Genomic DNA, 17,800 nt, shown 5'->3' on the forward strand with positions numbered 1-17,800 from the left:
CCGCGCGGGCTCTTCCGTCCCGCCCGGGTCAGGTCAAGCAGTTCGTCCTCGCCCGCCTGGCGGCACGCCGCTGATCCTCCGTCCGCGCACGAGCCCCGCAGCGGCCGCCGGTGCCGGGCCGTGGTCAAGTCGTGATCACGGACGGATATGCTCCCGCTCCGTCAGATGCCGCGCGGTGTCTGGGACGGAACGAGAGGGTGGGATCACCATGATGGGACCGGCGCACGCGCTGTCCGGTGCGGCGGCGTGGTTGGGGGTCGGTGCGATCGCGGCCGGCATGGGCGAGCCCATGCCGTGGCCGGTACTGCTGGTCGGCGCCCTGATCTGCGCGGGTGCCGCGCTCGCCCCGGACCTCGACCACAAGGCGGCGACGATATCCCGGGCCTTCGGGCCGGTGTCCCGGTGGGCGTGCGAGGTGATCGACAAGCTGTCGTACGCCGTCTACAAGTCCACCCGGGGCAAGGGCGACGCCCGCCGCTCCGGCGGGCACCGGACGCTCACCCACACCTGGCTCTGGGCCGTGATGTGCGGCGGCGTGGCCGCCGCGATCGCGCTGTACGGCGGGCGCTGGGGCGTGCTGCTGGTGCTGTTCGTGCACATGGTGCTGGCCATCGAGGGCCTGCTGTGGCGCCACGCCCGGATGTCCAGCGACGTGCTGGTCTGGCTGCTGGGCGTCACCAGCGCCTGGATGCTCGCCGACATCCTCGACAAGCCCGGCAACGGCTCGCAGTGGCTCTTCGACCAGCCGGGCCAGGAGTACCTGTGGATCGGCCTGCCGATCGTGCTCGGCGCGCTCGTGCACTGCATCGGCGACGCGCTGACGGTCTCCGGCTGCCCGATCCTGTGGCCGATCCCGATCGGCCGCAAGCGCTGGTACCCGATCGGCCCGCCGAAGGCGATGCGGTTCCGCGCCGGCAGCTGGGTCGAGATCAAGGTGCTCTCACCGGTCTTCATGGGCCTCGGCGCGGTGGGCGCGCTGATCGCCCTGCGCCTGGTGGGCTGAACCGACCTTGGGGCCCGGCTCCGGGCGGCCGCGACAACCGGCCGCCCGGGGCCGGGCCTTGTGCGTTTCCGATTTGCCAGAGCTTTACACTCCTGTAGAACCGATCATCTCCGCCGCAAAGGAGTCGCGGACCCCGTGACCGAAGTGCTCCTCGTGCTCCTCGCGTTGCTCCTGACGGCGGCCTGCGCCGTGTTCGTCGCCGCGGAGTTCTCCCTGACGACGGTCGAGCGCGGTGCGGTCGAGCGGGCCGCCGAGGCCGGTGAACCCGGTGCGGCAACCGCGCTGAAGGCCGTCCGGCGGCTGACCTTCCAGCTCTCTGGCGCGCAGCTGGGCATCACCATCACCAGCCTGGTGATCGGTATGATCGCCCAGCCGTCGGTCGCGGCCCTGCTGCGCGGCCCGCTGGAGGCGGTGGGTCTGCCCGCAGGAGTGGCCGGGACCGTGTCGCTGGTCCTCGGCGTGCTGCTGTCCACCGTGGTGCTGATGGTCGCCGGCGAACTGGTCCCGAAGAACTGGGCGATCTCCCGGCCGCTCGCGGTCGCCAAGGTGGTCGCCGGGCCCCAGTACTGGTTCTCGGCCGCGTTCTCGCCGCTGATCGGCCACCTCAACAACACCGCGAACCGCGCGGTGCGCCGCCTCGGCCTGGAACCCGCCGAGCACCTCGCCTCCGCCCGCACCCCGCAGGAACTCGTCGCGCTCGCCCGCCACTCCGCCCGCGAGGGCGTACTGGAACCGGACACCGCGGAGCTGTTCGTCCGCTCGCTCAACCTGCGCGAGCTGACCGCGGAGAACGTGATGAAGCCCCGGGTCGACGTCCGGGCGCTGGAGGAGAACGCCACCGCCGCGGACGTCGCCAACCTCACCCGGGCCACCGGCCTGTCCCGCTTCCCGGTCTACCGCGAGAGCCTCGACCAGGTCGTCGGCACCGTCCACATCAAGGACGCACTCACCGTCCCGGTCGAGCGGCGGTCGACCCACCCGGTCTCCGAGCTGATGACCGCGCCGATGCTGGTCCCCGAGTCGCTGACGGTGGACCGGCTGCTGGACCGGATGCGCGGCGAGGAGACCCTGGCGGTGGTCATCGACGAGTACGGCGGCACCGCCGGCATCGTCACCCTGGAGGACATCGTCGAGGAGGTCGTGGGCGAGGTCATCGACGAACACGACCCCACCGAGACCCCCGACCTGGTGGACCTCGGCACCGCGGACGACGGCCGCCACCTCTGGGACGCCGACGGCATCACCCGCACCGACGAACTCGAGCGCCTCGGCATGCCGGTGCCCGAAGGCCCGTACGAGACCCTGGCCGGCCTGATCGCCGAACGGCTCGGCCGGATCCCGGTACCCGGCGACACCGCCGAGGTCGGCGGCTGGTCGCTGCAGGTCCGCGCCGTGGCCCACCACGTTGCCGAGCGGGTGCGGATCACCGCCCCCGAGACGCCGACCGCGGACGAGGACCCCGCCGAGCGCGAGGAGAACGACCGGTGACCGCTCTTCAGCTGATCGTCGGCCTGCTCACCATCGTGGCCAACGCCTTCTTCGTCGGCGGCGAGTTCGCGCTGATCTCCGTCCGGCGCAGCCAGGTCGAGCCGCGCGCGGAGGCCGGCGACCGCCGGGCCCGCACTGTCCTGTGGGGCCTGGAGCACGTCTCCGCCATGCTGGCCACTGCCCAGCTCGGCATCACCGTCTCCTCGCTGGTCCTCGGCATGGTCGCCGAACCGGCCATCGCCCACCTGTTGGAACCCCCGTTCCACGCGCTCGGCGTACCCGAGGGCCTGATCCACCCGATCGCCTTCGTGGTCGCCCTTGCCGTGGCCACCTACCTGCACATGCTGTTCGGCGAGATGATCCCCAAGAACATCGCCCTCGCCGCGCCCGAGAAGGCCGCCCTGCTGCTGGTACCGCCGCTGGTCGCCACCACCCGGGCGGTGCGGCCGATCGCGTTCTCCATCAACGCCTTCGCCAACCGGATCCTGCGGCTGCTCAACGTGGAGCCGAAGGACGAGGTGGCCTCGGTCTTCAGCGAGGAGGAGCTGGCCCGGATGGTCAGGGACTCCTCCGACGCCGAGCTGCTCGGCGACCGCGACACCGAACTGCTGCACGACGCCCTGGAACTGGGCAGCCGTCCGGTGTCCGAGGTGGTCACCCCGAGTCCCGAGGTGGTCTTCGCCCACCCCGGGACCACCCCGGCGCAGCTGGAGCAGCTCGCCGCGAGCACCGGCTTCTCCCGGTTCCCCGTGCTCGCGGTCGACCGGACGGTCGCCGGCTACCTGCACATCAAGGACGCGCTCGATCACGACGCCGAGCGCGACCGGCCGTTCCCGGCGGGCACCCTGCGGCCGATCGCCCGGGTGCCCGGATCGATGCCGCTGGACGACGTCCTCACCGCGATGCGGCGCTCCGGCAGCCACCTGGCCGCCGCGGTCGCCGCCGACGGCACCCCGCTCGGCCTGGTGACGCTGGAGGACGTGCTGAAGGAGCTGGTCGGCCCCGCGCCCGCCGTGCGGCGGACCTGAGCTGTCGCACGGCGGGTGCGGGGCCGGTCGCTCAGGACTCCTTGACCACCACGGTGGAGGCGGCCTTGTCGTGCAGGGCCTGCTGCAGCGGCTTGTCCCACAGCGGCGACAGGACGTTGACCAGGGTGAAGAGCGAGCCGAGGCAGTAGACCGCGTTCGGCAGGCCGTAGACGGCGGCGCGGATCAGGTAGGCGTTGTCGGCGGGGCGGCCGCCCTGGGCGACGTCGACGATGCGCAGCTTCATGACCTTCTTGCCGACGGTCTGTCCGCCCTGGGTCAGCAGCATGGCCGCCTCGTAGCCGAAGGCGACCAGCGCCGCCAGCGCGTAGTACAGGTACGAGGTGCCCAGGATCGCGGCGAGCAGCAGCGTCGGGATGAGCAGCACGGCGGCGTCGATCAGCCGGGCCACCAGCCGCTCGCCTATCGGGGCGAGCTGCGGGGTGCCGGGGACCGGCGCGCCACCCTGCGGCAGCCAGGTCGGCCAACCGGCCTGCGGCGCCTGCCCGGGCGGCGGGGTGCCGTACCCGGGCTGCTGGGGCTGGCCGTACGGGGGCTGCTGCGCGTAGGGGTCCTTGTCGAAGCCTGCGGGATCGCTGGTGCTCATGGTGACCTGTTCCCTGGTTCTCGGGCGGCGCTGACACGGCTGTTCTACCGGGTCGGCGTCGATCACCGGAAGACGGAAACGCAAGTCGTTACCGTGGTAGTACGGTTCGCCGGGAGCGTCCGGAGGCCGCCCAGGGAAGTGCGTACCAGGAGAGTGCGGCCAGCATCAGGGCGCTGGGCAGTTCGGCGGCGTACGCGAGGACTTGGGCCAGCCGGTAGTCGGATCCGTGGTGGGCGGACCACAGGTCGAAGAAGGCGTCCATCGCCAGCAGGACCGCCGTCGCGGAGGCCACCGGGCTGGTCGCGGGGTGGCGCCGGCGGACCAGGTACGCGAGCAGGAACAGTGCGCAGACCTCGATGACGTCCAGCCAGATCCAGGAGTTGGCGAGGTTGCGGGCGCCGAAGCGGCGCACCGACAGGCCCAGCGCCACGATCCAGGGCACCAGCAGGCAGCCGGCGACCCGCAGCACCCGGGGCAGCCAGCGGCGGATCGCGTCCTCCCGGCGCGCCGGGGACGTCCGAAGATCGTTCACCCGTCGATGCTATCGCCGCCCGGTCCGCCGCTCGGCTCCTGCGGCCCGCGCGCCCGCCGCCCGCCGAGAGCTTTCGGTGGTGACCTGTTCCGCGGCAGGCAGCGGTCGGATCCGGGAGGACGCCCGACCGGACGTGCTCGCCGCCGGGCACCAGACCTGGCTCCGCGATCCGCGCACCGGGAACTACCTGCTCGACGTGTTCCACGGCTTCCCTACCGCGACATCGTCCTCCGCACTCGGGACGGCATCCCGTGCGAGACCCTGGCCCGCGTCCACCCGGGGCATCCCTGGCTTGCGGGCGGGTGGACGCGGGGGAGGGGCGCCGGCTACCAGCCGATGCCGATGGTGAGGCGGGTCGGCGGGTCGGCGTTGGGCAGGATCCGGACCGAGCTCTGGTCGTTGATGTCGTCGTAGGCGAAACCGTAGGCCCGGTGGCCGAGGCCGACGGTGTGGAAGAACCCGGCGTAGTCGTTCTTGGGCGTGGCGGCCGGGTAGTACGCGGCCGGGGCGTACCACTGGGTGGTGTCGAGTGCGACGCCGCGGTTGAAGGCGGCGCAGAACTCGGCGCCGAGTTCGAGCTCGGTGGTGTTCATCCCGGCCGAGGCGAGGGCCCCGGCGCAGGCCGTCACATCGGCGGTGGTGGGCTTGCTCAGGAAGAACGGCCCGGCGCCGTCCTTGGTGAACTGCAGGCGCCCGTTCACCACGCGGCCGGTGAAGGTCTGGTTGAGCCGGGTCAGGGTGAACTGGTGCCCGGTGTAGTACGACCAGGCCTGGTCGATGGCCGGCTGCAGGTACCCGGCCTGGGCACCGCCGGGACGGAAGGCGGCGGCGCTGCGCGGAGCGGTGATCCGGTACGGCGAGGCGAGCGGCCGGAACGCCGGGCCGACGGCGGCGGCGTACTGCGTGCGGACCTGGTCGCGGGTGAGCGTGATGCCGACGGTCTGGTCGTAGCCGGTGGCGGACTGCTCCAGGCGGGCGGTGACCGGGAAGCCGAACATGTCGACCTGGGTGGTGTTGCCGCCGAACGGGATGACGCCGTGCCGGTAGGTGAACTCGTACCAGTCGAAGTACACGTCGGCGTTGGGGTCGGCGGGGTTGAGCAGGTCGGGTCCGCCCCAGCCCGCGTCGTCCGGCGAGATCGGGACGAACATCGGCGAGCCGACGGAGAGGTACATCCGGGCGCCCTCCAGGGCGCTGGGGACGGTGACGGTGGAGGCCTGGGCGAGGGAGAAGGACATCGCGGCGTAGTTGCGGCCGTTCTTGGTGAGGTGGCCCGGGGCGTTCTCCTCCAGGTGGTTGATGTGCGCGAGGGTGCCGTTCGGCTTCAGGTAGGACCACTGGCCGGGGGTGGCCATGCCGAGGACGAGTACGTAGACCTGGCTGTCCGGCCAGACGCCGCGGGTGTTGTTCCGGAACACCACGGGGAAGGTGCCGGTGCCGCCGGGCGGCGGTGTGGTGCCTCCGCCGCCGGGGGGCGGGGTGCTGCCGCCGGACCCGGCCGTCCAGGCGAAGTGCGGGGTGTCGAAGAGCGGCCCGCCCTTCTCGTAGGTGAACCAGTAGTCCACGGCGCCGCCGCCCGGCAGGCCGGTGACGGTCTTCGTCCAGGTGCCGGCGGCGTTGTCCATCCGGAAGTTCTGCTGGCCGGAGCCGTTGACCAGGTAGTGGACGTCGACCAGGGCGGCGGGGGTGGCGGGCTTGAACCAGAACTGGGCCTGGCCGGCGCCGGCCGCGGCGACGCCCTGGGTGTAGTCGACGGCGGCCCCGGCGGGCGGGGCTCCCGCGAAGACCGCGCAGATCAACAGCAGTACGGCCAGGAACAGGCCCGGGGTGGAACGACGGGAACGGGGCATGGCGCATCCCTCGTGGGGGTGGGGACGGGGAATGAGAGCGCTCTCGGTGAGCGTGGCGATGGGTTCACTTGCTGTCAAGTGCCATGCCGGAAGCGGGGGTTGAAACCGTATCAAATCGCTCACCAGTCTTTAATTATTCAATAAAGAATGTGCCTTTGAGTCCAATGCATTGACACTCTGTCGTGCGGTCGGTACCAAATGCGTTCGAGAGCGCTCTCAACGACCGTCCCCCACCCGAGAGGCAGTCATGACTGCACGAGCACGGCGCGTCAGAACCCTGGTCGCCGCCCTCTCCACGGCCGCCCTGCTGGCCGCCGGACTGGCCGGCGTGATGAACGAGGCCAACGCCGCCGTCCCGGCCCCGGCCGGCTGGACGCAGGTCTTCGCCGACGACTTCAACGGCCCCGCCGGCACCGGGGTCAACACCGCCAACTGGCGCTACACCACCGGGACCAGCTACCCCGGAGGCCCGGCTGGCTTCGGTACCGGCGAGGTCGAGACGATGACCTCCAGCACCGGCAACGTGTCGCTCGACGGCGCCGGGAACCTCCGGATCACCCCCGTCCGCGACGCCGCCGGCCACTGGACGTCCGGCCGGATCGAGACCAACCGCGAGGACTTCCAGCCGCCGGCCGGCGGCAAGCTCCGGGTCGAGGCCCGGATGCAGCTCCCCAACGTCACCGGCGCCGCGGCCAAGGGCTACTGGCCCGCGTTCTGGATGCTCGGCACGCCCTACCGGGGCAACTGGTGGAACTGGCCGGGCGTCGGCGAGATCGACATCATGGAGAACGTCCAGGGCATCAACAACGAGTGGGCCACCATGCACTGCGGCACCAGCCCCGGCGGCCCGTGCAACGAGAAGAGCGGCATCGGCGGCCAGAAGGTCTGCAGCCCCGGCACCTGCCAGAGCGGCTTCCACACCTACGGGATGGAGTGGGACCGCAGCACCAGCCCCGAGCAGGTGCGGTTCTACCTCGACGGCGTGCAGTTCCACTCGGTGAGCGCCAATCAGATGGACACCGGCACCTGGGCGGCCGCGACCAACCACGGCTACTTCCTGATCCTCAACGTGGCCATGGGCGGCGAGTTCCCGGCCGCCTTCGGCGGCGGCCCGGACGCCGGCACCGCCTCGGGCGTGCCGCTGACCGTCGACTACGTCGGCGTCTGGCAGACGGGCCCCGGCGGCGGCACGCCGACGCCCACTCCGACCTCCACGCCCACCCCCACGCCGACCGGCACCCCCACGGCCACGCCCACCGGCACCCCGGTGCCCGGCAACCGCGACGCGTACGCCACCATCCAGGCCGAGTCCTACGACGGGCAGGCCGGCACAGTCCTGGAGGCCTGCAGCGAGGGCGGCCAGGACCTCGGCACGCTCGCCAACGGCGACTGGGCGCTCTACAAGGGCGTCAACTTCGGCAGCAGCGCCGCCCGCCAGTTCAACGCACGGGTGGCCAGCGGCGCCGCCGGAGGCGTCAGCGGCCTGGTCGAGGTCCGCCTCGACAGCCGCAGCAGCGCGCCGATCGGCTCCTTCGCCGTCGCCAACACCGGTGGCTGGCAGAGCTGGCGGTCCGTCCCCGCCAACATCAGCGCCGTCACCGGCACCCACGACGTCTACCTGACCTTCACCAGCGGCCAGCCCGCCGACTTCGTCAACCTCAACTGGTTCACCTTCGGCCACTGATCGCCGACAGCCCGTCCAGCCGTTCGGATCCTCACCTCGCCGGCGAGGTCCGAACGGCGCCTCACGGACATCCTGACGGTCCGTCGCCCGGGTGTCAGGCGGGGGCGGCCGTGGTGAACCAGACCCACTTGCCGCGGTCGCCGACGGTGGTGACGCCCCAGGTGTCGGACAGCGCCTCGATCAGGTCCAGGCCGCGGCCTCGCTCCATGCCGTCGTTCCCGGAGCCGGCCCGGGTGCCCCGGTCCAGGTGCGGCTCCTCGTCGAACACCGCGGCCATCAGGCCCCTGGTCCCGTTGGGTGCCACCACCACGTCCACATGGCTGCCGCGTGCGTACCGCACCGCGTTCGACACCACCTCGCTGAGTAGGAGCTCGGCCGGGCCGCCGGCGACGCAGCCGCCGCAGTCGCCCGCCATCGTCCGCAGGAGGCGCCGCGCCACCCGCACGGCCTGTGGCACGCGGGCCAGTTCGACACGGGTCGCGGCCAGGGACGTCCTTCGGCACGGCATGGGAGCTCCTCTCGGCAGGATCGGAAGGCCGGCGTCGTCGTTGCCGTACGGCCCCTGTACTTCCGACGCTACGGCCGGGGTCGTCCCTGTGGTCAGAGTCACCTGTCCCCGATCGGGGGCGGAGGATCCCGGGCGGGTGGGACCTTGGTCCGTGAGCCGAAGGCCGCTCCGGCGTAGCCTCGGAGCATGGTGCGGAGCGCGGCGAAGGACGTGGACGGCTACCTGGCGGAGCTTCCCGAGGAGCGCAGGGCGGCGCCGGCCCGGCTGCGGCAGCTGTGCCGGGAGGAGCTGGTCGGCTTCGACGAGGTGATGGCGTTCGGCATGCCCGCGTACGAGCGGGACGGGGCCTGCGAGATCGCGTTCGCCGCGCAGCGGCAGTACCTCTCGTTCTACCTGATGCGCGGCGACGTCCGGGAGGCGTTCGGCGAGCGGCTGGCCGGACAGGACATGGGCCGGAGCTGTCTGCGCTTCCGCAGGCCGGAGAACGTGGACTTCGACCTGGTACGGGAGCTGCTCAGGGCCACGGCGGCCCGGCCCGGAACGGTCTGCTGACGTTCCCGGCCGGGCCTGTCCCGTCGGGTCAGCGGGCGGCCATCCGCAGGGCGCCGTCCATCCGGATGGTCTCGCCGTTGAGGTAGTCGTGCTCGGCGACCATGGTGACCAGGCGGGCGTACTCGGCGGGCTCGGCGAGGCGCTGCGGGAAGGTCACGCCCGCGGCGAGGCCGGCCCGGACCTCGTCGCTGAAGCCGGCCATCATCGGGGTGTCGACGATGCCGGGGGCGATGGTGACGACCCGGATGCCGAACTGGGCGAGGTCGCGGGCGGCGGTGATGGTCATGCCCGCCACGCCGGCCTTGGACGCGGCGTAGGCGATCTGGCCGACCTGGCCCTCGAAGGCGGCGATCGAGGCGGTGTTGACGATCACTCCGCGCTGCCCGCGCTCGTCCGGCTCGTGTCGGGCGATGGACTCGGCGGCCAGGCGCATCACGTTGAAGGTGCCCAGCAGGTTGACGTTGAGCACGGCCTGGAAGAGCGCCAGGTCGTGCGGGCCCTTGCGGCCGAGGATGCGGGCGGAGGGGGCGATGCCGGCGCAGTTGACGGCCATCCGCAGGCGGGCGCCGTCCTCGTCGATCCGGGCCAGCGCGGCGCGGACCGGCTCCTCGGCGGTGACGTCGGCGCCGAGCAGGACGACGCCGTCCGGCCGGGGGCCGGCGGCCTCGACGGCCTGCGGCAGGTCGAGTCCGTACACGGTGGCGCCGCGCTCGGCCAGGGCGGCGGCGGTGGCCGCGCCCAGGCCGGAGGCTGCGCCGGTGACCAGGGCGGCGGATCCGGTGATGTCCATGCGAATGCTCCTCGTGGGGCTGTCCGGTGGTACGGGTGGGGGCCGGGGTCAGCGGCCGAGGCCGCGGCTGATGACGAGGCGCTGGATCTGGTTGGTGCCCTCGAAGATCTGCATGATCTTCGCCTCGCGCATGTAGCGCTCGACCGGGAAGTCACGGGTGTAGCCGTACCCGCCGAGGACCTGGACGGCGTCGGTGGTGACCTTCATCGCGGCGTCGGTGGCGATCAGCTTGGCGACGCTCGCCTGGCGCCCGAACGGGCGGCCGGCGTCGCGGCGGCGGGCGGCGTCGAGGTAGGTGGCGCGCGCCGAGTCGACGGCGGCGGCCATGTCGGCGAGCAGGAAGCCCAGCCCCTGGTGGTCGATGATCTTGCGCCCGAAGGTGGTGCGCTCGTTGGCGTACGCGGTCGCCGCGTCGAGGGCGGCCTGGGCGACGCCGGTGGCGCAGGCGGCGATGCCGAGGCGGCCGGAGTCCAGGGCGCTGAAGGCGATCTGCAGGCCCTGGCCCTCGGAGCCGAGCAGGCGGTCGGCGTCCAGCTCGGCGCCGTCCCAGTAGGCGGCACAGGTCGGGATGCCCTGCAGGCCCATCTTCTTCTCCGGGGCGCCGAAGGACAGGCCCTCGGTGGCGCCGGGCGCCAGGAAGCAGGAGACGCCGTTGCCGCCGGGCGCGGTGCGGGCGAACAGCGCGTAGAAGCCGGCCTTGCCGCCGTGGGTGATCCAGGCCTTGGTGCCGGTGATCCGGTACCCGGCCTCGGTGCGCTCGGCCTTGCAGGCGAGCGAGGCCGCGTCGGAGCCGGCCTGCGGCTCGGAGAGGCTGTAGCCGCCGACCAGGTCGCCCGCCAGGGCGTCGGGGAGCCAGCGCTCCTTCTGCGCGTCGGTGCCGTAGGCGTTCAGCGGGTGGCAGGCGAGGGTGTGGACGCTGGTGGCCACGGCGACCGCCGCCCAGCGCGCGGCCAGCTCCTCCAGGACCTGCAGGTAGACCTCGTACGGCTGGCCGCCGCCGCCGAACTCCTCCGGGTACGGCAGGCCCAGCAGCCCGGCCTTGCCGAGGGTGCCGAACAGGCCCTCCGGGTACGTCTCGGTGCTCTCGTGCTGCTCGACCCGGGAGCCGAGCTCGCGGTCGGCGATGTCCCGGACCAGGTCGATCAGGTCTTCTGCTTCCTCGGTGGGAAGCAGACGGTCCACGGCCATGAGGGCTCCAAGCGGTACTCGATGAGGTACGTCAGTACCGCTTAGCGTAGCGCCATCATGGCGCGGGATCGAGGCTGGAATACTGAGCCGGTGATCGAGACCCCAGCGACACCGGCCGCGAGGCCCACCGGGCGCGGCGCCGCGCGCCGAGCGGAGCTCTTCGAGGACCTGGTCGCACTGCTGATCGGGGAGGGCTTCGCGCAGTTCACCCTGGACGACCTGGCGGGCCGGCTGCACTGCTCCAAGCGCACGCTGTACGGGCTGGCCGGCAGCAAGGAGCAGCTCGTCCGGGCGGCCGTGGTGCACTTCTTCCGCCGGGCCACCGAGCGGGTGGAGGCCGCCCTCGCGGCCGAGACCGACCCGGCCGGCCGGCTGGCCGCCTACCTGCGGGCCGTCGCCGCCGAGCTGGCCCCCGTCTCGCCCGGATTCTTCGACGACGTGGCGGCCTTCGAACCCGCCGCCGAGGTCTACGAGCGCAACACCCGGGCCGCCGCCGCCCGGATCGGGCAGCTGATCGAGGAGGGCGTGGCGGCCGGCGCGTTCCGCGAGGTGCACGTCGCGTTCGCCGCAGAGGTGATCAGCTCGGTGATGGTCCGGATCCAGCAGCGCCAGGTCGCCGCCGCCACCGGACTCGCCGACGCCGCCGCGTACGCGCACCTCGCCGAGCTGCTGCTGCACGGCCTGACCCGCTGAACCGGCGGGCACGGCCCGTACCGGGACGGCCCGTAACGGGACGGCCGGGGGAGGCCGCCGGAGGTCAGACCGGCGGCAGCAGGTCGCTCGCGCTGACGGTGTAGGTCAGCGGGGGATAGCGGAAGTCCGTCTCCTGGTTCTCGCGGCGGCGGAGCCGGTAGAAGTCGCGGCTCTGCTCGTCGGTCGCCGGGGTCAGACGCCCGCCCTGCGGGAGGTGCGGCTGTCCGTCCTCGAACCGGAGGAAGGTCCTCGACGTCCGGAAGGTGACGCCCAGCCACTCGTTGTCCGCGGCCCGGGCGGGCGCGTCCAGCACAATCCGGTGCCTGAGCCGACGGTTCAGGGCCACCGAGAACGCGACAACGCCGTGGTGGGCGAGGGGGATCTCGAACCCCTCGCCCCCGGGCTCCTTCTGCTCGAAGACCAGCTTCCTCGCCGGCTCCGCCTCGGGACGCCGGTAGCAGGAGAACACGGCGATGAAGGAGCCGTCGGCCAGATCGAGGGCCTGGTCGGAGTGGGCGCCCATGGTGGCGTAGGCGTTCGTGTAGACCTCGACGAGGGCGTTGTTGAAGCCGACCGCAAGGCCCGCGCGGTCCTGGATCTCCCGCGCGAGGCGCTCGTGAACGTCCCGGAACCGCTGGGCCGGACTGCCGTACCGGGTGGTGGTGCGCACCAGCGGGACGCGGCCCGCCTCGTCGACCCCGGCGAGCACGGCGCCCCGTCGGCCCTTGCCCACGTCCTCCAGGGCGGACGCCGCGGACAGCTCCGCGAACAGGTCCGCGTCGGACGGGACGGACAGCCGGAGGATCCCGTCCGGGACGCTAGAGCCGAGGGGCACGGTAGTCCCCCGTGTTCATGCTGAACAGGAACCGGCCGCCGTAGTCGATGCGGGAGGTGGACCTGTTCTCCTCCGCGTACAGCCTGCGCAGCTCGTCCATGCCGGCCTCGCTCGGCGGCTCCAGCTCGACCGGACCTCCGGCCGTCCTGAGGAACGTCCGGCCGTCCCGGTGGACGGCTTCGGTGTCCGAGCAGCGCACCACGTAGCCCAGGCGGGTCGGGAGCAGCTCGGCGTCCAGCGCCGAGGGCCGGATCTCGTGGGTGTACAGGCGGTTGGTGGACAGCGGCATGAAGAACACCGACCCGGGGTGGAGGGTCAGCGTGAACTGCTCCGGGAGCGTGCGGGCTTCGTCCCCGGCCGCGTCCTTGAGGCGGAAGCGGATGCCGGTCAGGGCGCTGACGCCCTTCACGCCGCGGTCGAAGGCGTCGCCCGGCAGGGGCTGCAGCCCGTCGAGCCCGTCGTAGAAGGTGCAGAAGGCCATGATGCCGTTGGCGGGCATGTCCTTGGTCTTGTCCGCATGGTTCGAGATCCTGGCCTTGGACTGCTTGCGGCCGTCCGTGGCACGGGTGTTGTGGTAGGTCTGGGCGAGGACGTGGTTCAGCGGCGCGTGGCCCCGGAAGAGGGTGGCGGCCTCGGCGTTGAGGGCGTCGACGATGCCCGTGTCCGTCGGGCGGAAGTTCTCGGTCGGCCCGGAGAGGTTCGTGGAGCAGCGGAGCAGGCGGAAGCGGAGCCCGTCGCCGTCCCGCGTGACGGGCGTCAGGTAGATCCCGCTGCGGTGCGCCGCGCCGGGCTTGGTGGACTCCGTCAGGGACTGGAACTCGTGCTCCGCGCGGATCCGTCCGAAGTGGTCGTCGCCGGGCTCGAAGAAGCGGGGGCAGTACACGCCGACGCCGTGGACGCGGACGGGCACCCGGCCGGGGCCGACGACCGGCCAGGGCCCGGCGAGGTCCTCGTGGCCGTGCGGCTGCTCCCGGACGACGAACACCCGCGCGGCCGTGCGCAGCCGGCGGACGTCGACCGCCGAGGCGTCGCCGCACAGGTAGACGGTCCTCCCCGTGAGGTCGGGAGAACCGGAGGCAAGCTCCTCCGGGGTGACGACGGACCCGAAGAAGTCCCTGACCGGGGTGTCGTCCCGCAGCGCCGCAGGCGCGACCAGGACGGCGCCCGCCTCCTCGATCCGGGCCTCCGCGGGCCGGGCTGTGGACATCGGACGGTACCTGCCATCGCCTCGCTCGGTGGACCGTGCAAAGCCGTGGACATGACGGACCGTTGGACCCCGATGCTCTCACGGGCGCAGGACGGCGGGCAACGAGCCGCCGTTGGGTGATCGTCCAGTTCGGGACGTGGGGCGTGGTGCGCGCGACCACTCGTTCGGGCAGGTCGGGCGTTGCTTGAATCGCCGTGTCGATCGGTCGAGGACGGTGGTGGCACGTGGACCTGAACACGGTGGTGGAGCTGCGCGACGCGCGCAGTCGCGGGACGTGGCGCCCGGGCGATGCCTGGCTGGGCGGCGGGACGTACCTGTTCTCCGAGCCGCAGCCGCACATCCGGCGGCTGCTCGACCTGAGCCGGATGGGCTGGGAGCCGCTGCGGGTCACCGCGGCCGGTGACCTGGAGATCGCGGCGACCTGCACGATCGCCGAGCTGTCGCGCTTCGCCCGGGGCGCGGACCGGCCGGCCGCACCGCTGGTCGAGCAGTGCTGCCGGGCGTTCCTCGCGTCCTGGAAGATCTGGAACCTGGCCACCATCGGCGGCAACCTCTGCAACGGCCTGCCCGCCGGCCCGATGATCTCGCTGACCGCCGCACTGGACGGCGTGTGCACCCTGCTCGCCCAGGACGGCGGGGTGCGCGAGGTGCCGGTCAAGGACTTCGTCCTCGGCGCCGGCGTCAAGGACCTGCGCCCCGGCGAACTGCTGCGCTCCATCACCCTGCCCGCACGGGCACTGGCGAGCCGCACCGCCTTCCGGCAGGCCTCGCTGTACGGGCTGGGCCGCTCGGGCGCCCTGGTGATCGGCGCCCGCGACCCGATCGACGGTGAGCTCGCGCTGACCGTCACCGCGTCGACGGTGCGGCCGATCCAGCTGCGGTTCGCGGTGCCGCCGAACGCGGAGGCGGTCCGCGAGGCCGTCGGGTACGGCATCCGGCCGGAGGAGTACTTCGACGACATCCACGGACTCCCGGCCTGGCGCCGGCACATGACGTTCCGCTACGCCGAGGAGATCCGGCGCGAGCTGGTCGAGGGGGAGGACAGATGAGCTTCGCGATCCGGGTCAACGGCGAGGACTTCGACGAGGAACCTCGCGCCGGCCAGTGCCTGCGCACCTACCTGCGCGACCGCGGCTGGTTCGGGGTGAAGAAGGGCTGCGACGCCGGCGACTGCGGCGCGTGCACCGTACAGGTCGACGGCGAGCCGGTGCACAGCTGCCTCTACCCCGCGCTGCGCGCCGGGGGCCGCTCGGTGACCACGGTGGAGGGGCTCGCCGAGGACGGCGAGCTGCACCCGATGCAGCAGCGGTTCCTCGACGCGCAGGGCTTCCAGTGCGGGTTCTGCACGGCCGGCATGCTGATGACCACGTCCTCCGACGCCTTCGACGAGGAGAAGCGCGCCGACCTGCCGCGGGCGCTCAAGGGCAACCTGTGCCGCTGCACCGGCTACCGGGCCATCGAGGACGCGATCCGCGGCGTGCGGCACACCGAGGCGCCCTGCGCCGGCCAGGCCGTCGGGCGCAGCCCGGGCGCACCCGCCGGCCCGCAGGTGGTCACCGGCACGGCCCGGTACACCTTCGACGTCGCCGTCGACGGCCTGCTGCACATGAAGCTGCTGCGCTCCCCGCACCCGCACGCCCGGATCCTCTCGATCGACACCTCGGCCGCCCTGCGGGTGCCCGGCGTGGTCGAGGTGCTCACCCACGAGGACGCGCCGGCGAAGCTCTACTCCTCCGCCCGGCACGAGCACCCGACCGAGGACCCGGACGACACCCGGGTGCTGGACGACGTGGTCCGCTTCGTCGGCCAGCGGGTCGCCGCCGTGGTCGCCGAGAGCGAGGGCGCGGCGGAGGAGGGCTGCCGGCGGATCGTCGTCGAGTACGAGCAACTCCCGTACGTGCTGGACCCGGAGGAGGCGATGGCGCCGGGCGCGCCGGTGATCCACCCGAAGGGACCGCAGTCGCGGATCGCCCGGCCGGAGCGCAACGTCTGCGGCGAGGCGCACGGCGAACTCGGCGACGTGGAGGCGGGCTTCGCCGAGGCCGACGTGGTGTACGAGGAGACCTTCCGGACCCAGCGGGTGCAGCACGCCAGCCTGGAGACGCACGGCTGCGTGGTGTGGTTCGAGGAGTCGGAGGAGACCGGCGAGGAGCGGATCGTCGTGCGCTCCTCCACCCAGGTGCCGTTCCTCACCCGGCGGGCGCTGTGCGACCTGTACGACCTGCCGCCGGAGAAGGTGCGGGTGGTCGCGGGCCGGGTCGGCGGCGGCTTCGGCGGCAAGCAGGAGATGCTGACCGAGGACATCGCGGTGCTCGCGGCGATGCGGCTGCACCGGCCGGTGAAGCTGGAGTTCACCCGGGCCGAGCAGTTCCACGGCGCCACCACCCGGCACCCGTTCCGCGTCACGGTGAAGCTCGGGGCCAAGCGGGACGGCACGCTGACGGCCCTCCAGTTCCGGGTGGTCGCCAACACCGGCGCGTACGGCAACCACGGGCCGGCGGTGATGTTCCACAGCATCGGCGAGTCGATGGGCATCTACCGGGCGCCGCACAAGAAGGTCGAGGCGTACTCCGTCTACACCAACGGCGTGCCCGCCGGTGCCTTCCGCGGCTACGGGCTGGGGCAGGTGACCTTCGCGGTGGAGTCGGCGATGGACGAGCTGGCGCGCCGCCTCGGTGTCGACCCGCTGGTGCTGCGGGAGAAGAACGTCATCGGCCCCGGCGAGCACATGGAGGGCCCGCTCGGCGAGGAGGAGGACCTGCACATCGCCTCCTACGGCCTCGACCAGTGCCTCGGCGTGGTGCGCACCGCGCTCGCCGACGACACCAGTGCCGAACTCGCCCCCGAGGGCTGGCTGGTCGGCCAGGGGTTCGCCATGTCGGCGATCGCCTGCGGCCCGCCCGGCGGCCACATCGCCGACGCCGCGGTGAAGCTGCTGGAGGACGGCACGTACGACATCGCGGTGGGCACCGCGGAGTTCGGCAACGGCACCACCACCGTGCACCAGCAGATCACCGCCGGTGCGCTGGGCACCACCGTCGACCGGATCGGCATCCGGCAGTCCGACACCGACCTGGTCGGGCACGACACCGGCGCCTTCGGCTCGGCGGGAACGGTGGTGGCCGGCAAGGCCGTGATGAGGGCCGCCAACGCGCTCGCCGAACGGATCCTCACCTTCACCGCCGAGTACGCCCGCACCCCGCGCGGCCTGCTGAGGCTGACCGCCGACGCGGTGGAGTGCGACGGGCGGACGGTACCGCTGAAGGAGGTGTACGAGGCCGCGCGGGGGCAGGGCGTCGAGCTGCGGGCCGACGGGCACTTCGGGGGGTCACCGCGGTCGGTCGCCTTCAACTCGCAGTGGTTCCGGATCGCCGTCGACCCCGACAGCGGCGAGATCCGCATCCTGCGCAGCGTCCACGGCGCCGACGCCGGCAAGGTGATGAACCCGCTGCAGTGCCGCGGCCAGGTCGAGGGCGGCGTCGCCCAGGCGCTCGGCGCGACCCTGTTCGAGCAGGTGCTGCTCGACGGGCGCGGCGAGGTCACCACCGCCGCGTTCCGCCGCTACCGGCTGCCCGCCTACGCCGACGTGCCCCGCACCGAGGTGCACTTCAGCGAGACCTCCGACGCGATCGGCCCGCTCGGCGCCAAGTCGATGTCCGAGAGCCCGTTCAACCCCGTGCCGCCCGCCTTCGCCAACGCGCTGCGCGACGCCACCGGGATCCGCTTCACCGAGGCCCCGTTCCTGCGCGACAAGGTCTGGCAGGCCCTGGACGAGCACCGCCGCCGCGCCCGCCCGTCCGGAGGGAAGGGCGGCGCGGCGGGCTGAGCCGGTCGCGGC

General features: G+C 72.7%; 16 protein-coding genes. 8 read left to right on the plus strand and 8 right to left on the minus strand.

The features are described from left to right. The first annotated feature begins 208 nt into the window (after positions 1–208). The 3 genes from ACGFX4_RS06940 (at position 209) to ACGFX4_RS06950 (ending at position 3,519) form a co-directional block, all read left to right on the plus strand. Positions 209–1,003, plus strand: a complete 795-nt coding sequence (locus ACGFX4_RS06940) for a metal-dependent hydrolase (protein ID WP_393070927.1) — start codon at positions 209–211, stop codon at positions 1,001–1,003. A gap of 135 nt (positions 1,004–1,138) precedes the next feature. Beyond that, positions 1,139–2,491: a hemolysin family protein gene (locus ACGFX4_RS06945; RefSeq protein ID WP_393070928.1), complete on the plus strand. Its 1,353-nt coding sequence runs from the start codon at positions 1,139–1,141 to the stop codon at positions 2,489–2,491. Next, positions 2,488–3,519 (plus strand): hemolysin family protein, encoded by a 1,032-nt coding sequence (locus ACGFX4_RS06950; protein WP_393070929.1) that lies wholly within the window; start codon positions 2,488–2,490, stop codon positions 3,517–3,519. The genes ACGFX4_RS06945 and ACGFX4_RS06950 overlap by 4 nt, the downstream gene beginning before the upstream one ends. A gap of 31 nt (positions 3,520–3,550) precedes the next feature. On the opposite strand, the gene ACGFX4_RS06955 is transcribed toward ACGFX4_RS06950, so the two are convergent. The 3 genes from ACGFX4_RS06955 to ACGFX4_RS06965 all read right to left on the minus strand — a co-directional run bounded on the left by ACGFX4_RS06955 (position 3,551) and on the right by ACGFX4_RS06965 (position 6,505). Beyond that, complete coding sequence (locus tag ACGFX4_RS06955; RefSeq protein WP_393070930.1) at positions 3,551–4,123, minus strand: RDD family protein; 573 nt, start codon at positions 4,121–4,123, stop codon at positions 3,551–3,553. 88 nt (positions 4,124–4,211) lie between these two features. Next, positions 4,212–4,655, minus strand: coding sequence for a hypothetical protein (locus ACGFX4_RS06960; RefSeq protein ID WP_393070931.1), 444 nt, complete (start codon positions 4,653–4,655; stop codon positions 4,212–4,214). 326 nt (positions 4,656–4,981) lie between these two features. After that, positions 4,982–6,505 (minus strand): glycoside hydrolase family 64 protein, encoded by a 1,524-nt coding sequence (locus ACGFX4_RS06965; protein WP_393070932.1) that lies wholly within the window; start codon positions 6,503–6,505, stop codon positions 4,982–4,984. A gap of 247 nt (positions 6,506–6,752) precedes the next feature. Between ACGFX4_RS06965 and ACGFX4_RS06970 the strand changes: the two genes are divergently transcribed. Continuing rightward, positions 6,753–8,189 carry a carbohydrate-binding protein gene (locus ACGFX4_RS06970; protein ID WP_393070933.1) on the plus strand — a complete coding sequence of 479 codons (1,437 nt, stop codon included), beginning with the start codon at positions 6,753–6,755 and terminating at the stop codon, positions 8,187–8,189. A gap of 94 nt (positions 8,190–8,283) precedes the next feature. Here ACGFX4_RS06970 and ACGFX4_RS06975 read toward each other — a convergent pair whose 3' ends face one another. Continuing rightward, positions 8,284–8,697, minus strand: coding sequence for an ATP-binding protein (locus ACGFX4_RS06975; RefSeq protein WP_393070934.1), 414 nt, complete (start codon positions 8,695–8,697; stop codon positions 8,284–8,286). A gap of 186 nt (positions 8,698–8,883) precedes the next feature. Between ACGFX4_RS06975 and ACGFX4_RS06980 the strand changes: the two genes are divergently transcribed. Beyond that, a complete protein-coding gene (locus ACGFX4_RS06980; RefSeq protein WP_393070935.1) occupies positions 8,884–9,249 on the plus strand; it encodes an iron chaperone in 366 nt (121 codons plus the stop codon). 28 nt (positions 9,250–9,277) lie between these two features. On the opposite strand, the gene ACGFX4_RS06985 is transcribed toward ACGFX4_RS06980, so the two are convergent. Together ACGFX4_RS06985 and ACGFX4_RS06990 are read right to left on the minus strand one after the other, a co-directional pair. Beyond that, positions 9,278–10,039, minus strand: a complete 762-nt coding sequence (locus tag ACGFX4_RS06985; RefSeq protein WP_393070936.1) for an SDR family NAD(P)-dependent oxidoreductase — start codon at positions 10,037–10,039, stop codon at positions 9,278–9,280. Positions 10,040–10,087: 48 nt separating this feature from the next. Continuing rightward, positions 10,088–11,227: an acyl-CoA dehydrogenase family protein gene (locus ACGFX4_RS06990; protein WP_393070937.1), complete on the minus strand. Its 1,140-nt coding sequence runs from the start codon at positions 11,225–11,227 to the stop codon at positions 10,088–10,090. Between the two features lie 90 nt (positions 11,228–11,317). Here ACGFX4_RS06990 and ACGFX4_RS06995 point away from each other — a divergent pair, with 90 nt between their 5' ends. Beyond that, a complete protein-coding gene (locus ACGFX4_RS06995; RefSeq protein ID WP_345694911.1) occupies positions 11,318–11,920 on the plus strand; it encodes a TetR/AcrR family transcriptional regulator in 603 nt (200 codons plus the stop codon). A 64-nt stretch (positions 11,921–11,984) separates the two neighbouring features. Here the strand turns inward: ACGFX4_RS06995 and ACGFX4_RS07000 are convergent, their stop codons facing one another. Together ACGFX4_RS07000 and ACGFX4_RS07005 are read right to left on the minus strand one after the other, a co-directional pair. Then, positions 11,985–12,755 carry a hypothetical protein gene (locus ACGFX4_RS07000; RefSeq protein WP_393070938.1) on the minus strand — a complete coding sequence of 257 codons (771 nt, stop codon included), beginning with the start codon at positions 12,753–12,755 and terminating at the stop codon, positions 11,985–11,987. Then, entirely contained in the window at positions 12,739–13,962 is a 1,224-nt protein-coding gene (locus ACGFX4_RS07005) for a hypothetical protein (RefSeq protein WP_393070939.1), read from the minus strand. The genes ACGFX4_RS07000 and ACGFX4_RS07005 overlap by 17 nt, the downstream gene beginning before the upstream one ends. Before the next feature lie 224 nt (positions 13,963–14,186). On the opposite strand from ACGFX4_RS07005, the gene ACGFX4_RS07010 reads away from it, so the two are divergent. Together ACGFX4_RS07010 and ACGFX4_RS07015 are read left to right on the plus strand one after the other, a co-directional pair. Continuing rightward, positions 14,187–15,011 carry an FAD binding domain-containing protein gene (locus ACGFX4_RS07010; protein ID WP_393070940.1) on the plus strand — a complete coding sequence of 275 codons (825 nt, stop codon included), beginning with the start codon at positions 14,187–14,189 and terminating at the stop codon, positions 15,009–15,011. Continuing rightward, complete coding sequence (locus tag ACGFX4_RS07015) at positions 15,008–17,788, plus strand: molybdopterin-dependent oxidoreductase (RefSeq protein ID WP_393070941.1); 2,781 nt, start codon at positions 15,008–15,010, stop codon at positions 17,786–17,788. The genes ACGFX4_RS07010 and ACGFX4_RS07015 overlap by 4 nt, the downstream gene beginning before the upstream one ends. Positions 17,789–17,800: the final 12 nt, after the last annotated feature.

Source organism: Kitasatospora sp. NPDC048365, from assembly GCF_043200835.1.
GTDB lineage: Bacteria > Actinomycetota > Actinomycetes > Streptomycetales > Streptomycetaceae > Kitasatospora > Kitasatospora terrestris.

Bases quoted from the DNA above. Each gene is read 5' to 3' on its own strand.
- ACGFX4_RS06980 (WP_393070935.1), top strand. From the start codon at position 8,884: ATGGTGCGGAGCGCGGCGAAGGACGTGGACGGCTACCTGGCGGAGCTT.
- ACGFX4_RS07005 (WP_393070939.1), bottom strand. From the start codon at position 13,962: ATGTCCACAGCCCGGCCCGCGGAGGCCCGGATCGAGGAGGCGGGCGCC.
- ACGFX4_RS06985 (WP_393070936.1), bottom strand. From the start codon at position 10,039: ATGGACATCACCGGATCCGCCGCCCTGGTCACCGGCGCAGCCTCCGGC.
- ACGFX4_RS06990 (WP_393070937.1), bottom strand. From the start codon at position 11,227: ATGGCCGTGGACCGTCTGCTTCCCACCGAGGAAGCAGAAGACCTGATC.
- ACGFX4_RS06955 (WP_393070930.1), bottom strand. From the start codon at position 4,123: ATGAGCACCAGCGATCCCGCAGGCTTCGACAAGGACCCCTACGCGCAG.
- ACGFX4_RS06975 (WP_393070934.1), bottom strand. From the start codon at position 8,697: ATGCCGTGCCGAAGGACGTCCCTGGCCGCGACCCGTGTCGAACTGGCC.
- ACGFX4_RS06940 (WP_393070927.1), top strand. From the start codon at position 209: ATGATGGGACCGGCGCACGCGCTGTCCGGTGCGGCGGCGTGGTTGGGG.
- ACGFX4_RS06970 (WP_393070933.1), top strand. From the start codon at position 6,753: ATGACTGCACGAGCACGGCGCGTCAGAACCCTGGTCGCCGCCCTCTCC.
- ACGFX4_RS07015 (WP_393070941.1), top strand. From the start codon at position 15,008: ATGAGCTTCGCGATCCGGGTCAACGGCGAGGACTTCGACGAGGAACCT.
- ACGFX4_RS06965 (WP_393070932.1), bottom strand. From the start codon at position 6,505: ATGCCCCGTTCCCGTCGTTCCACCCCGGGCCTGTTCCTGGCCGTACTG.